This window comes from Flagellimonas eckloniae (assembly GCF_001413955.1).
Lineage (GTDB): Bacteria > Bacteroidota > Bacteroidia > Flavobacteriales > Flavobacteriaceae > Flagellimonas > Flagellimonas eckloniae.
On record NZ_LCTZ01000002.1, the window covers coordinates 3,591,142 to 3,606,316 of the forward strand.

Consider the following 15,175-nt stretch of genomic DNA (forward strand, 5'->3'; position numbering starts at 1 on the left):
TATCCTTTTTGAAGAAATTAGGCCAAAAAAAGAAAAATCGGGGCAATGCCCCGATTTCCTACCAAACTAACTGCAACTAAACCAAACTAAATCGGTTTTATCCAAAGCAAGTGTTTCCACTTGGATTTTTCTTTTAATACTAAAGCGATGTTGGCAATAAATAAACCTCCCGTTTGTATAAGTTCACCAAGTTCATCAGCCTCTAAAAACAGATGGAACAAAAAGATGTGAAGAGTTATGGGCAACAAGAAAACTGCCCCAACAAAACTGCTTCCCTGTAGTAATATCAGCAATCCGAAAAACAGTTCGCAAATACCCAACAATTGCCAAAAATACCCGGTCTGTTTTGCCCCACTGATGTACAAAATCTTCTGGAGTGTGCTTTCTTTTTCAGGTGCCTTAAACTTCTCCGCTTTTTCGACCACTTCAATGGGAGCTGGAATTGGTTTTTGGAATTTTTGGATTCCACCATAAATCATAAAACCGCCCAAAAACAGTCTGAGAATTATAAAAATAATATTTGTTACGCTCATTTTATTCTATTTAAGTACTTACAGTCGCTCATAAGTAAACTGGGCGTTGCCCCTTTCTCCTTCACTGCTCACATAAGCCGTAAACATCATTTTGTAATAGTTTCCTGCTGCATCCTTAAGCACATAATATCTATCGTCTTTGAGTATTCCTCCAAATGCATCTCTCCAACCACTACCGATTATTGATCGATCATCATATACCAAAGAGGACTCCTCTATGTCTCCAATAGTAAAATTTGAGTAGGAAGGAACATCAAATTCTGTTACTACTCCATCTGAATCTTTTTCATACGTAGTTACCTGGTAGAGCCCAACACCACCTAAAGTATTATGTACTGCATAATCGGAATAGGTCAATCCTGCAATTAATGATCCTTGATAGCCATAATAAGAGAACACTCCGCTAAAATTGATATCCCATTCATCACCGGCTGGTTCTACACTTACACTTTGTCCATCTGTCAAACTAAAGGCGGACAATAGGTGACTAGAGTTCTTGGGTACAGTTATCTCAGAATAATTAGTAGTCTCATCAAGGGCCGCGTATTGAATGGTATAACTATTACCATCACTTAATATCCTAACTTTCATAAAACCTCTATGGTCACCAGTTGTGCTGATGCTTCCCGGATCTGCTGATTCTGTTGGAATTGCACTACCCAAGCTGACAATATATATATTGTTTTCATCAGCTGTGGTGGAAATTTCTGCAAAGGCAGTTCCTTCCAAATCTCCTTGCCAGCTATCTGTAAAGACAATACCTTCATCAATATCACCATATTGGAAATACCCTATAGGAAGACCTTGGAGCAGTTCTTCAATAGTATTCACAGTTACCGTGGTAGGTTGGAATGTCATAGGGTCTAGGGCATTTAATTCCAATGGAGTGGTTAAATCAGTTTCTTCAGTAACAGAAAGAATATCAGTAATGCCAGATAGTTCTGCTGCGGATACTAACATAGCTGAATTAAGATAGACTCTGTTTTCTGCCCCATTATATAAAGCAATTTCCCAAGTATCCCTTTTAACCGGAGTTTGCACCCCTGTACTAAAATCGAAATATACTTGATTTGGCATGTTAGAGCCTCCAGTTTCTAAATCGATGATACCACTTAAGGCAGCAATTGGCGAAAAACTAACTGTTGAAGATGAGGTTGAGCCGGTAGTCCAATCAGTTACATCAAAACCATCAATAGAGAAAACAAGAGATTTTGTGGTGCCCTCAATAGGGTCTAATAATTTGGTGAATGTTATGGTTGAACCTAAGTCTCCAACGCTCACAGGAACAGAAATTGTACCCGAACTGCCAACGGGCGCTGTTGTGAAATCTGTTCCGTATTCCGCATTTATTCCAGAATAGGAAACTGAAATGGTTCCTGCCTCAGTAGCTGCCCTAGAGAAGGTAAGGGTGATTTCTTTCGTAGTATCCTCTTCGGCCGTGCTAATAGTATCACTACCAAAAGATACAGTGAAATCTATCAAGTCTTTGGTGTCATCATCACTACATGAGCTTAGAACAAACAAAAACAAAATTACTTTTAAAAAAATGGTTTTTTTCATGACTTTAATTAAAGTTTAAATTATATGAGAGTTTAAAAAAATAGGACCTTCCGTTACCGAACAGTCTGCTGGAAACAGCAGAGGAACTATGCGCACCCGAAGGCACATCGGAGGCATTAACGGTAACGATATTGAAGATGTTTCGAGCACCAAGGGTAATTCCCAAATCCTTGGTTATATTGGTTTTTATAGAAGCATCCATCCATGTAAAATCATCGGTTTGACCCACAACCAAACCATCAATACCATCCAAAATAACCTGTGTTTTTCCGGTATATTTTAGTTGGGTAGAGAACGTTGTGTTTAGAGATGGAAGGGTGTACCCAAGTGTGGATTGTAGGTTAAAGCTCCATAGATAATCGTTGTTATTGGCTTCGGATGTACTAATTTCAGTGGACTCTCCCATATAGGTACCTCCTAAACCTACTTGCCAATTCCCCACTTTCACATTGTTTTCCCATGAAAAACCTAAAATTTTGGAATAGTCCACATTTGCAAAAGTGAAAAGGCTTCTATCATTTTCATCAGATACAACTACACTGGCTATTTTTTCGTTAATATCAAAGTAGTATGCTTTTATGGCAGATTTTAAAAACCCAGTATCACTAAGTTTAAATGTATTTTCAAGATTTAGGAAAATGGAAATTCCGTCCTCTGGTTGAAGGTTTGGATTGCCTTGCACATTATGGTTGGCATCAACGAAATAGAAGAAAAGTTCTTCAAAATTAGGAGCCCTGAATGCGGAACCAAATACTGCCTTTAACTTCAAAGTTTCATTGAAATTATAAGTTGATGAAAGTGACCATATGAGTTTGTTTCCAAATTGTGAGTTGTTGGTTAGTCGTGCTCCGGGGTATATGGAGAGTTTATCTGTTAGGTTGAAATCAGCTACCCCGAAGAAATCATAATTTTCCAGGGTGTTTTTAACGACATCATTAGAGTACTCGCCCGTGGCAATTGCGTCAAAACCTGACTGATGAGTGAACTCGTAACCTAGTTGTAGATTAAAAAAATTGGATTTTGGAACAATGTTGCTTACAAAACCTTTGGAGTACCATATCTCACTGGATTGGCTTAAGTCATCTGTGATATAAGACTCTATACCCTGCTGTAGAATATTGTATACATACTGCTGATAGTAACGTTTCTGGTTTTGTTGTGAAAAGAAAAAGTTATAGGTTGTCAACCCATTTATAGGTCCTGATACTGTAAGATTATTTACAAACCTATCAGTTTCAAAAAGCTCATCCAGAGCAGTTGGATTTACCAACCCGGTTCCACTATCCAGCCTGCCAATTACATTACGGTCATATACGGTTACAGCTTCGTCATAATATTGTAGTTTGTAGAGAAACATATGTTTTCCTAGAGAAAGATTTAGATTGCCATATGCGGTTAGTTGTTCTTTAGGGCTCCATTCGGTTCCTCTTAATCCATCATTAACGACTACATTATCTTCAATATTGACGTAATCTTTACCTCTAAATCCATTATAAAACCCTGCATAATCATTTCTGGAAGCACCAATTGAGTATGAGACTTTATCATTTAGCCGATTACTGATTTTAAAATTTTGGATATGCCTACCCTCATCAAAAAATTCATACTCACTTCCTACAGTCTCTTCTTGAACAGCAAGTTGTATCTGCCAAGCTTTATCTCCTTCTAAACCGCGTTTGGTTACAATATTGATAACTCCAGCTACTGCATTGTCCCCATAGAGCACACCCATCGAACCTTCCACTATTTCTACTCTTTCAACATCTTCAAGGTTTATCTGGGTAATATCTATGTTATTTCCAACTCCATTATCGCTAGCCATAGGAATTCCATCTAGCAGTACTTTTACATATTGTCCGTCTAACCCGAACATGTTAACTGTAGACCTGCCGGTAGATGGGTCAGGGGTAATGGTAATGTTTAAGCTATAGGTAAGAACATCTGCTAAATTATTGCCAGCAACTTTAGCAATATCTGTTTGATCTAGAACTTGAACAGCAAACAGCTTTTTGCTTAGTGACATAACTTTGCTTTCACCTGTCACCACAACTTCGTCCAATTTCTTTATGGAAATGGAATCATTTTCCTTTGTGTAGTTTTCTTGAGAGAATCCTACAACACTAAAAAAAAATAAAAAATAAAAGAGAATATAATTTTTATTTAGACTCATTCCATTTAAATTTGTCGCAAATATATATCTTATTTTAAATCAGTCTAAATAATAATAAGTAATTTTTTATTTTTTTTTAAATCCAGAAAACAATACTTTTAAAATGAAGAATGTAGCATTTTTAATCTCCTTTAGTTTTGTGTTTGCCTTGTTGGGCGCGCAAGAAAAAAAAGAACTTGACAGACAGGCCATAAAAGATATGTGTGGCTGTTATGAAATTACATTTAAGTACACCGAGACCTTTGCTCCTGAAATTGATTACGAAAAAAAGATGGATTACACGGCGGGTGCTCTAGAATTGGCTTTACCTATAGTGGATGAAGAGAATAAAATTTCTATTCAACATTTGTTGGTGGTCAACGATAGTATGGTCATTAAGCATTGGCGGCAGGACTGGGAATATGAAAACCAAAAAGTGTTCCATTATGACAAAGACAATAATTGGGTATTTAAAACTTTACCGGCAGAAGAAGTAAAGGGCCAATGGACCCAGAAAGTGTTTCAAGTGGATGATAGTCCGCGTTATTCTGGTTCTGCAACTTGGATTCATGCCGATGGGAAACATTACTGGGAGAACAAAACGGATTCACCCCTACCGCGAAGGGAATATACCAAGAGAAAGGACTACAATGTTATGCTTCGTGGTAATCGTCAGGAAATTACGGAATACGGTTGGCTCCATGAGCAGGATAATGATAAAGTAGTTCGCGCAGATGGTGAAGAAGATCTTCTTTTAGCTCAAGAAAAGGGGATGAACACGTATACAAAAGTAGCTGATGAAAAATGTAAATTGGCTAAAGATTGGTGGGCATCCCATAATGGTTTTTGGGCAAATGTTAGAACTGCATGGGATGAAGTATATAATCGTGAAGGGGATTTGACACTTGCCAAAAAAGTGGATGAAAAGCCATTATTCATGCATTTTTATCCGTTAGAGAAAGCGGGTGCCGATAATGCCAAAATAAACGAGGTTATTTCAAAGTTTGTATTAACCAAAGAAACTTCAGATGCTTCAGAAGGAAAGTAAGAATGGAATTTACATTGGGGCCGTGTGTTGCATGGCCCTTTTGTTTTTTAGTTTTTCCGTAAATAAGATTTCTCCGCGCCTTCAGGAGAAACTAAATTCGGCGGTTCAAACCACCTTTGAAGTTGAAGAATTTTCGTTGGATTTAGTTTCCATTAGTTCTAGTTTGAACGGCAAAACCGCTATTGAACTTGGTGGCGAGAATTTTTTTAAGGTAGTGCAAAATGAAAAGCTAATTGGTTACGCCTATCTGGGAGAGGCTCCTAGTATGAAAGATGTTTTTGATTATGTGGTGCTGTTCAATACAGATTTAAGCATAAAAAAATCTAAAGTATTGATCTATCGCGAAAACCATGGTAGACAAATAGGGAGTCAGCGATGGTTAAAGCAGTTTATTGGTATGGGAGTTGATAGGGTAATACGCTATGGAGAGGATGTTGATGCCATTGCAGGGGCAACAATTTCCGCCAAATCAATGACCAAGGCGGTGAATGATGTGCTCAAAAGTGTAGGAATATTGAAGTCTGAAGGAATTTTGTAAAATATAGTACCCAAAAAGCAATCAAAGAACGGGAGAATTTATATTAGTCCTTATATCCTTTTTCTACCAATCGTTTTGAAATCCACCAATAATTTCCCACTGGGTCGGTAATACCACCTTGACGATCTTCATAATCCATGTCTGCCGGTTCAAAAACACTAGTTGCCCCATATTTCAATGCATTTTGATATATTGTATCCACATCTTTAACATAGAGATAAAAAGCGGTTCGCATATTTTCGAACTCACCTCTGGCCTGACTGATCATAAAACAACTATCTCCAATTTTTAGAATAACATTTCCAATGTCTCCAGTCTCTTCATCTATAGAGCGGTTTTGTTCTTCTGCATAGAAAGCCTTTTGTAAAAAATCGATTAGCTTCTGCGGTTCGGATACAAACAAGTAAGCATTTACTGTATGAAATCCGTCTGGTTTATAGGTGTTGAATGGTGGTTTCATGGGCTACAATTGAAAACATAAAGAATTAGCACAAAATAAGTACTTTTATTCATATCGATAAGATACATATGGTTAGGGATATACTGGACATTAATGATTTTACCATTTTGGTAGAGGAAGCAAATTCTAAGACTGTCATAGTTGATTCGTGCAGTTTTGATGAGCCTTTGATTGCGGTAGCACTATATGGTTCCGGCAATGTCCATTTAGCCATGAAGTATGCGGGCAAAGAGAAGGAATATGAAAATACCAAGGGACTCGCGCTTTCTTTTTACGCAGATGAAACCGTTGAATGCGTACATACCGTTTCCTCAATAAAACCTTTGCAATGTATCGTAATTGCCACTTCTCCCAAAAACTTGCAAAAATTGCCAAATGATGAGGGAGAACTTTTTACTGAACTGCTGGAGCAACTGGTGAACCCTTCCGACCATTATGTGGAAGGCCCCCGATTTTTTATGACACCGGAGATGCAACATATTGTCGATGGCATTTTTAACAATTCCTATGAAGGGAAGGCGAAAATGATGTTTTTCCGAAGCCAAATAACAGCATTGTTATCTCATTTTTTTTGGCAATTATCCACTTTAAAAGATCAAGGAATTAAAAGTGTTGAACGGGAAAAATTATATGAGGCCAAAGAAATACTTTCCCAGAATCTGGATACGCCTCCTTCACTCACAGAGCTTTCCCGAAAAATTGGACTTAATACCTTTAAACTCAAAAAGGATTTCAAAGAGCTCTTTGGGGTGCCAGTTTTCAAATACTTACAAAATGAACGTATGACAATGGCCCATGATCTCATTCGGAATAAAGATGCCACCGTACAAGAAGCGGCATGGCATGTTGGATACGATAGTTTGAGCTCTTTTTCCAATGCCTTCGCCAAAAAATTTGGTTTTCGCCCCAGCGAAATCAAATCATAATACTTTTCGAACAAATCTTCCTCCTTCTTGAACAAATCTTCCCATACGGGCTGTTCTAGTTTTGCTCTATAATTAAAAACGAACAGTCATGAAAATTTTTAGGGTAATTGCAATTGGGACATTGATTTGGATTTTTGGGGTAAGTCTATATACTCTGTCATTTTATGTTCCAGTTATAGAAAATCCCGAACAACAAGCCAATATGGTTTTATTTATAGCAGTACTACCGCTGGTCTGGGTAGGATGTTGGCTATACTATAATGAGGATAGGAATACCAATGGATATAGTGTTGGACTAGCACTGTTTTTAACCAGCGCAGTTTTAGATGCCATTATCACTGTTCCTTTTTTGATTATACCAAATGGAGGCAGTTACTATGGCTTTTATACTGATATCGGATTCTGGGTGATAGCCTTTGAGTTCATTGCTGTGGCCATATTGTATTGGTACGTGAAGGTCTACGTAAAAAACAAAAAATAGTATAACCGATTAAAACTATACACCATGGAAATTTCAATGGGCAATCTTACACTTTTCGCCACCACCTTGTGTTTTGGGTTGGTTGCAGGACTATGTTTTACATGGGGAAACGCTGTAACTCCTGGCATTGGACAATTGGATAATCTTGGCTATTTACAATCTTTTCAGAAAATGAATCGTAGCATAGAAAACCCTTTGTTTTTTGTGATTTTCATCGGGTCATTTTTTATAGGAATCGCTAGCATAGTTACAAATAGAGCTATTTCGTCTACTCATTTTTGGATGATTTTGATAGCAGTTGGCATCTACTTTTTTGGTGTGATTCTGGTAACTATAATAGGAAATATACCTCTCAATCAGTTATTGAACAAAACAGATTTGGCGGGAAGTAGTCTTGAGGAATTACAAATACTACGCAGAAGATTTGAAAACCCTTGGAATCGTTTTCATACAATTCGAATTATAAGTGCGATCATCTCATTTGCGATGTTGATCATCGCTGGAATAAACAAGTAAACAATAATATAAATATCAAAAACAAGCATTATGAAAAAAAACATTTTAGTATTGGGAGGAAAAGGAAAAACGGGAAGACGTGTTGCAGAACGATTGACTCAAAAAGGACACAATGTACGCATTGGTTCACGATCGGAAAATCCAGCCTTTGATTGGGACAAACCCGCAGGTTGGCCCACAGTATTAGAGGGTATTGAAAGGGTGTACATTACCTATCAACCAGATTTGGCGGTCCCTGGAGCCAAAGAAGCGATCGAGGCATTTGTCAAAGTAGCCAAAGAGAAGGGAATTCAAAAATTAGTCCTCCTTTCCGGTAAGGGAGAAATTGAAGCGGAACGTTGTGAGCAATTGGTGATAAATTCTGGTTTAGACTATACCGTTATACGTGCCAGTTGGTTTAATCAAAATTTTAGTGAAAGCTTTTTTCTAGAGCCTATTTTAGCAGGTCATGTGGCTCTTCCCCAAGACAAGGTGAAAGTTCCTTATGTTGATGCCGAAGATATTGCGGATGTAGCTGTGGATGTATTGTTGAACGAAAGGCATAATGGAAGAATTTATGAGTTGACAGGTTCTAGATTTTTGACTTTTAAAGACGTGGTACATGAGATAGCAGAGGCTACTGGAAGGGATATCCAATTTACCGCTATCTCCTTGCCGGCATATACCAAAATGATGGAAGAACATGGAATTCCTTCAGATTATATTTGGTTGATTAATTACTTATTTACTGAAGTTTTGGGTAATGATAATAATCAGGTGATTACACATGGTATTGAAGAGGTCTTGGGAAGAAAACCCAAAGATTTTTCTGATTATGTTAGAGAAACTGCTGCAACGGGAATATGGAATCAAAAAGTTCATGTATAAATCCAAACCAAATGTTTGGAACTTTAGGGCAGACCATATAGCTGGTCTGCCTGTTTTTTTATGAAATTTCAGCTAGATAATCATAAGTAAGACCGGCTAAAATGGCTAATCCAAAGCTTAGTAAAGTACCAATAAGAACATATTCAGTAAGCTTTCTATTCTTGCCCTTGTTTAAATCTCCGAACCGAAAGACAGATTTTGCAGCAATCAATAGCCCAATAGCTGCCCATTGGCCAATCATAATAAATCCAAACACAAAAAGTCGCTCCAACATGCCAATATACTTTCCGGCATTTTTCAAAGATCCCCCTTCTTTTGGGTCATCGTCCTTTACAATCTCTTCAATGTAAGGAGCCAATAGCATTCGCATGATAATTCCTGAAACGTAGGTAACAAATACCAGAAAGGTAATCAGCAAGAGATTTTCTTGTCCAAATATGTTTTGGAAGTCCAGTTCAAAAGGAGTTATCCAATAAACAATTGCTACAATTACAGATAAATGCAGTATTTGATCCACCACAAATAACCACCGGTAATTTTTTTTGGTGCTAAAAGCCAGTTTTCCCAAGTCAATCAAATAATGTGTTACAATGATAATTGCAATGAGTCCAAAGTGTTGAAATTGCAGTAGAACCAAAAGGGCTATTAAATGGACGCCAATATGCCAGTAAAGGTATTTTGATTTCCACTTTTTTTCAAGTTTGTCGTCTACCCAATGACCGGGCTGCAATACAAAATCGCCAATAAAATGAGCCAGTATTAATTTTAGGGCAAGTAGCGTCATAATTGTGTGAGTTGGGTTTTGTAAAATTGAATTAATTTTTGGACTTCGTCAAATCCAGCTCTTATCAATGCTTCGCTAATATTGCTTTGCGATTTTTCCAAAGATGCGGCTAGCTCTTTTTGATTGGCTTTGGGATGTTCCAAGGCAGTTTTTACAATTCGGGAAGTAGCAGGCAACCAATTGTCCATACTCAGTGATGCAAGTTGTAACATGAGATTGATGGGAGTATCAAAACTTTCTGAACCGGATTTTAATGCCAGGGTCTGTTTTTTTAAGTTTTCAAAGCATTCTCCTGAGCGAATGAATGCCGAACCATTGGATTCGGTTATTTTTTCTGAGCTATATTCTTTTTCTCCAAGGCCTATGCCCATTCTTACGTCTATCCCTTTTTTTTGCTTTAGACACGATTTGATATGGATAGCCGCTTCCAGTGCTTTTTCTGGGGAAGTTTCCAATTGAAAGCTATCGCCACGATAGATCTCCCATTGTAAAGGTTCCTTGCCATAGGTGTTCAATGCCTTTTTTAGATAAGGCAGCCAAACCTCTGGTGTTGCCTTTCTAGAATTGATAATGTCTCCAGTTATGATAGCTATAGTTCTATCCATAAGCACAAATATCGGTAAAATAGCCGATAATTCAAAATATCGGTAAAATAGCCGATAATTAAGAATATCGGTAAAATGACGTATATTTTTAGTTTCCCAATAAAAGCGAATACTTAATCTGAGGATTTATCTCTATAATCAGGTGTCAATTGTCCGTTTGCCCAAGTTAGCTGTCTGGTTTCCATAGTAGTTTGTGTCCAAAGTGTTTCTTCATCCAAATATTGCTTTTGCTCTTTTTTAAAGAGTATTTTTTCTGGAATACCTCCGTCATCATCGGGAAATATGAATTTTTCGTAACGATAGAAGATACCTGCATCTGAAATTTGAGAAAACTCAGCAACCTTCTGCAATTGGTTTTTATATGAAAAAAGGTAAACCCCACCGCTTTCAACACCACAGGCTTCTCCAAAATAATCAATTAATAAAATTCCATCTAGATTTGGGAGCCCTTTTCCGGAATGAGTTTTAATACTGATGTTTGAATTGTCCAAAGGAATTTTTTGTTCAAGATATTGCCCATCCTTAATATTTCTAATGTTCAAAAAAAGGGCATCGTTATTTTTGGAATAGGCAAAAAAGTAATTGGTTCCATCCATGGTTTTCCTTTCCAAGGAGAGTAATCCACCCAAAATATACCCGGTCAAAGTATCGTATTTTACTTTGTAAAAAGGGGAGTCAAAACCATTATAGGGCCATGAGAAATCTGTTTTTTCAATGATTTCGACCCATTCCCCAATTTTAAGGAGTTCCAGAACTTTGGATTCTGTATTGGGTGTAGCTCTTAACTTGACATCATTGCCAAATAAATAGACCTGATCTCCAGGTTGAAAAGAACATTCATCACCTGGACAATGTAAACGTTGGGCAAAGTTAGAGGTAATGGAAAATAGAGTAAATAGAATCGTGATATAAAAAACTGCTTTCATCTGTATTTATTTTAGGATTAAGACAGTTCTTAGGGAGGTTAAGGTATATACGGTATAAAATAGCAAAATAGTTTACCGCAATACACTTGGGAAGTATGTGATAACAAGATGATGATTTTAAGAGAGGGTGCCGTTTTTAGGATAAATTAAAAAAGAAGAAGCCACGTCCATGGCCGGCGTGGCTTCTAAAATCAACAAAAAACATTATCCTCTTCTTCCTTTCTCCTGCATTTTCTTTTTACCGTTTTCAGCTTTTCTCAGCTTTAACTTTTTCCAGATTTGGTACTGCTCTTCGTTCAATACCTCTTTCATCTTTTGCTGTTGTGCAATTTGATGGTCCAATCTTGCACTCTGCATTTCAAATCGTTCATCAGCGGTTGGTTTTTTAACTTCACCGCTTTCTTTTTTAGCCTTTCTTTCAGCAAATTTTTCTTTTCGCATTTCGGCTTCCTCCAAATTGATTTCCATGACCTGTCTTTGCTGTTCGGAAGTTAAATCCAGTACAAGTGTCAGTTTTTTTGTTTGCAATGTGGCAAGCTGTTCTACTGACAAATCAGCTTTTTGTCCTTTACCAATTCTTTGATTATCTCTTTTTTGAGCTATGGCTCCAACTGTGGCCAATAAGACCAATACTACTACTAATCGTTTCATATGTTTAAACTTTTAATGATTTAACATTTGGACATAAGGAATGTCCAATGGTTTAAAACCAATAAATCATTTGTGAAGTCTTTAACAATACGATTGGTAAACCTACTCTTGTTGGTTCAATATTTCCTCTTGAAGTTTTTCTGATTCCAAATCATCTTCAAATTCTGTTTCGACTAGTTCTTCGGACAAAATTTGATTTTGGAATTTGTCTTCCTGTTCAATGCCATAATAGATAAAGGAGGCAACTACAAAACAGGACAAATAGATAAGACTTTTGATTTTGTAGGTCATGTTACTAAAATTTGGGACTACTAATGTAAAGAAACCATCTTGCAATCTCCGCGATATGTTGTGTAACATCTCTTTTTAGATGTGTATCCGCTTAAAAGCAAAGTGTAATCGACAAAATACATGGTTTGTCCAAAAACTCCAAAATAACATGGTAAATTCCTACAATTTAAAAGCTCCTATTTAGGATTCAAAATCAAATTAATACGCTCCAAAGCATCCTGAAGATGATACCTGCTCATTTGATCCGAAATTCTACCCAATCCATTTCTAATGTCCCTTTTAAGATTATTGAGCTCGGCCCTGGCAACGGAACGAATATCAGATTGACTGGTATTGATTGCCGTTGATTTGCGATAACCTCCAACGCTGGATAGTTTTTTCTGGTTTTCAGCGGTCATTAAATATTCCAAGCGATCTATATGGGCTTTTTGAAGATTTCTTCTATAGGTATCAATTGGTTTTCCATTGCGGGTTTCAGACCAGATTCCTTTGCGTAAATCACCTGTCATTTCCAATAGGCCATACGCTTTATTCCCATTGATGGTTTCATTTTCTATAATTCTAGCCAATTTGCCCAATTGTAAAATGGTTTTTAAATAATTTTCCTGAGTAGCCCTAATTTGTTCTATTGAACCCGAGTATTGGATTTTATTAAAAATTTCTTGATCAATCAGCCATTCAGGTGTTTTGAAAAGCTGTTCATTTATAAATGCCATACATTTTTTTTGATGGTCTTTATCCACGTGGGTGTAGACGGCACCCTCTTGGTCAGCGGTTTTATGATGTTCGTAAACACCACCTATATTATTGGACACATGACCCATATACCTTCTGTATTGGGCTATAACCTGGCCATATAAAGTTTTTAGATCGTCATAGTTCTTTCCGTCTTCTGTGGTCCATTCATTTAAACTGGGAATTATTCTTTTTAAATTTTCAATACCATAAAGACTAGCTTTAATGGCATCATCTCCTAAATCCTCGGTTTGTGAGCTGGGATCATGTATATCACCTACTTGTTGATGCCCAAAACGATACATTGGATCATTTTCATGGGCACGGATCCAATCGTTCAAAATGGGCTTCTCATCTTTGGCAGATACATTTAAAATAGGTTTATACCCCCATCGTATGGCATGTTTGTCATAAACACCAATATTGGGCATTAAGGCCACACCTTCGTCACCAGGTTGCGCCACATAATTGAATCTTGCATAATCCATTATGGAAGGTGCTGTGCCATATTTTTGGGTAAATTCCTTGGAACGAAGGGAGTCTACAGGATAAGCAACACTGCTTCCCATATTATGGGGTAACCCAAGAGTATGTCCAACTTCGTGTGCGGAAACAAATCGAATCAAACGCCCCATGATTTCATCCTTAAAAGCTACACCACGCGCTTCAGGGTTTATGGCAGCGGTTTGCACAAAGTACCAGTTGCGCAATAAGGTCATAACATTATGGTACCAGTTAATATCGGATTCTAAAATTTCACCACTACGGGGGTCACTTACATGAGGTCCGTTGGCATTGGGGATAGGAGAGGCCAAATAGCGAACAACGGAATAGCGTACATCTTCCGGAGACCATTCTGGATCTTCTTCTTTTGTTGGGGGATCTTTGGCCAAAATTGCATTTTTAAATCCGGCGGCCTCAAAGGCAACTTGCCAATCTTCAATACCCTGTTTTATAAAAGGAATCCACTTTTTTGGTGTGGCACGGTCTACATAATAGATAATAGGCTTTTTAGGCTCCACCAATTCACCGGCATTGTACTTTTCAACGTCTTCCTCTTTAACTTCCAATCTCCAGCGATCCAAATACCGAACAGTTTTGCTTTCCTGGGCATCCAGGCCATAATCTACTTGTCCTCTTGCAAACCAGCCCACACGCTCATCAAAGTAGCGGCGTTTCATGGGTTCTTTTGGCAAAAGAATCATGGAATTATTGATTTCTATTGAAATGGATCCCAAACTTTGATTACTTGGAGGTTCTTTTGCAACATAGGTTTTTACATGACGTGCCTCTATGTTTAAAGGATAACTTTTTATGGATTCAATATAACTACGATCTGCATCCAACCTGCTTACCTTATATCTTTTACGATAAAACTCAGGCATCCCGATTGCATTTACATCTTTGGTGAACATTGGATTAATTTCAATAACAGTAGCTGGGTTTAAGGAGTCTTTTTTATTGAATGCTTTTATATCGAATGCAAAAAGAACCGGTTCAAAATTTGAATTGACCACTGCTTCGTGAACAGGTAAGGAATCTGCGGCAACATTACCATAGGAAACTACCCGAAGTAATATTTTCTTTTGTTTTTTCTCCCAGCGCAATACTTGGGTGTTGATTTTTCCGCCTCCAAAACCAATTCCTGTTGCCGTTTTGGAAATCCTGCTCACCATTAACATTTCTCTGTTCAACAGGGAATCCGAAATTTCATAATAATACTTGTCATCTACCTGATGAACTTTGAATAGACCCCCATCAGTTTTGGCTTCTTTGGTAATTACCTTACCATAAGGTTGAATATCTCCTTTTTTAGGTTTGGAATCTTTTTCCTGATTAGTTTTTTTCTCCTTTTTTTTGAAAAGTTGGGCTTCAGTATTTTGAAAAGAGCCCAATAAAAATAGAATAGCACAAGTTTTGAGTAGTAATTTTTGAGTCATTTTAAGTCAATTTGATTCAATCGATGGATTCAAAGAACCTAAAAAACGGGAAAATCGACTGTTAAATAAATACTAACTCTTCATTTTTTTCTAACGAAGACTAATCTTTGGGAGTATTGCGTTTTACTGGTACTTTCCGCTGAAATCCCACCTATACTTGGGCTG

16 protein-coding genes are annotated in these 15,175 nt (G+C 37.4%); 6 read left to right on the forward strand and 10 right to left on the reverse strand.

The features are described from left to right. Nucleotides 1–86 precede the first annotated feature (86 nt). Genes AAY42_RS15480 through AAY42_RS15490 form a run of 3 tightly spaced genes read right to left on the reverse strand, consistent with a single transcriptional unit; the run spans nucleotide 87 to nucleotide 4,263 of the window. Nucleotides 87–533: a DoxX family membrane protein gene (locus AAY42_RS15480; RefSeq protein WP_055396837.1), complete on the reverse strand. Its 447-nt coding sequence runs from the start codon at nucleotides 531–533 to the stop codon at nucleotides 87–89. An 18-nt stretch (nucleotides 534–551) separates the two neighbouring features. Further along, nucleotides 552–2,093 (reverse strand): HmuY family protein, encoded by a 1,542-nt coding sequence (locus AAY42_RS15485; RefSeq protein WP_055396838.1) that lies wholly within the window; start codon nucleotides 2,091–2,093, stop codon nucleotides 552–554. Between the two features lie 4 nt (nucleotides 2,094–2,097). Then, nucleotides 2,098–4,263 (reverse strand): TonB-dependent receptor plug domain-containing protein, encoded by a 2,166-nt coding sequence (locus AAY42_RS15490; RefSeq protein ID WP_055396840.1) that lies wholly within the window; start codon nucleotides 4,261–4,263, stop codon nucleotides 2,098–2,100. 103 nt (nucleotides 4,264–4,366) lie between these two features. On the opposite strand from AAY42_RS15490, the gene AAY42_RS15495 reads away from it, so the two are divergent. Together AAY42_RS15495 and AAY42_RS15500 are read left to right on the forward strand one after the other, a co-directional pair. After that, on the forward strand, nucleotides 4,367–5,290 hold the full coding sequence (locus tag AAY42_RS15495; RefSeq protein WP_055396842.1) for a DUF6607 family protein: 924 nt from the start codon (nucleotides 4,367–4,369) through the stop codon (nucleotides 5,288–5,290). After that, complete coding sequence (locus AAY42_RS15500) at nucleotides 5,271–5,828, forward strand: FMN-binding protein (RefSeq protein WP_055396844.1); 558 nt, start codon at nucleotides 5,271–5,273, stop codon at nucleotides 5,826–5,828. Before AAY42_RS15495 ends, AAY42_RS15500 begins: the two co-directional genes overlap by 20 nt. A 43-nt stretch (nucleotides 5,829–5,871) precedes the next feature. On the opposite strand, the gene AAY42_RS15505 is transcribed toward AAY42_RS15500, so the two are convergent. Continuing rightward, nucleotides 5,872–6,288, reverse strand: a complete 417-nt coding sequence (locus tag AAY42_RS15505; protein WP_055396846.1) for a VOC family protein — start codon at nucleotides 6,286–6,288, stop codon at nucleotides 5,872–5,874. Between the two features lie 68 nt (nucleotides 6,289–6,356). Between AAY42_RS15505 and AAY42_RS15510 the strand changes: the two genes are divergently transcribed. From AAY42_RS15510 to AAY42_RS15525, 4 genes are all read left to right on the forward strand, one after another. After that, nucleotides 6,357–7,214, forward strand: coding sequence for a helix-turn-helix transcriptional regulator (locus AAY42_RS15510; protein ID WP_055396848.1), 858 nt, complete (start codon nucleotides 6,357–6,359; stop codon nucleotides 7,212–7,214). 88 nt (nucleotides 7,215–7,302) lie between these two features. Beyond that, nucleotides 7,303–7,695, forward strand: a complete 393-nt coding sequence (locus AAY42_RS15515; protein ID WP_055396850.1) for a DUF5367 family protein — start codon at nucleotides 7,303–7,305, stop codon at nucleotides 7,693–7,695. A 24-nt stretch (nucleotides 7,696–7,719) separates the two neighbouring features. Further along, nucleotides 7,720–8,211 (forward strand): anthrone oxygenase family protein, encoded by a 492-nt coding sequence (locus AAY42_RS15520; RefSeq protein ID WP_055396852.1) that lies wholly within the window; start codon nucleotides 7,720–7,722, stop codon nucleotides 8,209–8,211. Between the two features lie 30 nt (nucleotides 8,212–8,241). Next, the gene (locus tag AAY42_RS15525) at nucleotides 8,242–9,078 is read left to right on the forward strand and encodes an NmrA family NAD(P)-binding protein (RefSeq protein WP_055396854.1); all 837 of its coding nucleotides are present in this window, start codon (nucleotides 8,242–8,244) and stop codon (nucleotides 9,076–9,078) included. A 58-nt stretch (nucleotides 9,079–9,136) separates the two neighbouring features. Here AAY42_RS15525 and AAY42_RS15530 read toward each other — a convergent pair whose 3' ends face one another. The 6 genes from AAY42_RS15530 to AAY42_RS15555 form a co-directional block, all read right to left on the reverse strand. After that, a complete protein-coding gene (locus tag AAY42_RS15530; protein ID WP_055396856.1) occupies nucleotides 9,137–9,862 on the reverse strand; it encodes a DUF3307 domain-containing protein in 726 nt (241 codons plus the stop codon). Continuing rightward, nucleotides 9,859–10,467: a hypothetical protein gene (locus AAY42_RS15535; RefSeq protein ID WP_055396858.1), complete on the reverse strand. Its 609-nt coding sequence runs from the start codon at nucleotides 10,465–10,467 to the stop codon at nucleotides 9,859–9,861. The genes AAY42_RS15530 and AAY42_RS15535 overlap by 4 nt, the downstream gene beginning before the upstream one ends. Nucleotides 10,468–10,580: 113 nt before the next feature. Then, nucleotides 10,581–11,393 carry an SH3 domain-containing protein gene (locus AAY42_RS15540; protein WP_055396860.1) on the reverse strand — a complete coding sequence of 271 codons (813 nt, stop codon included), beginning with the start codon at nucleotides 11,391–11,393 and terminating at the stop codon, nucleotides 10,581–10,583. A 204-nt stretch (nucleotides 11,394–11,597) separates the two neighbouring features. Beyond that, a complete protein-coding gene (locus tag AAY42_RS15545; protein WP_055396862.1) occupies nucleotides 11,598–12,044 on the reverse strand; it encodes a hypothetical protein in 447 nt (148 codons plus the stop codon). A gap of 102 nt (nucleotides 12,045–12,146) precedes the next feature. After that, entirely contained in the window at nucleotides 12,147–12,335 is a 189-nt protein-coding gene (locus tag AAY42_RS15550) for a hypothetical protein (protein ID WP_055396864.1), read from the reverse strand. A 176-nt stretch (nucleotides 12,336–12,511) separates the two neighbouring features. After that, nucleotides 12,512–15,010, reverse strand: coding sequence for a zinc-dependent metalloprotease (locus tag AAY42_RS15555; protein WP_055396866.1), 2,499 nt, complete (start codon nucleotides 15,008–15,010; stop codon nucleotides 12,512–12,514). Between the last annotated feature and the right edge of the window lie 165 nt (nucleotides 15,011–15,175).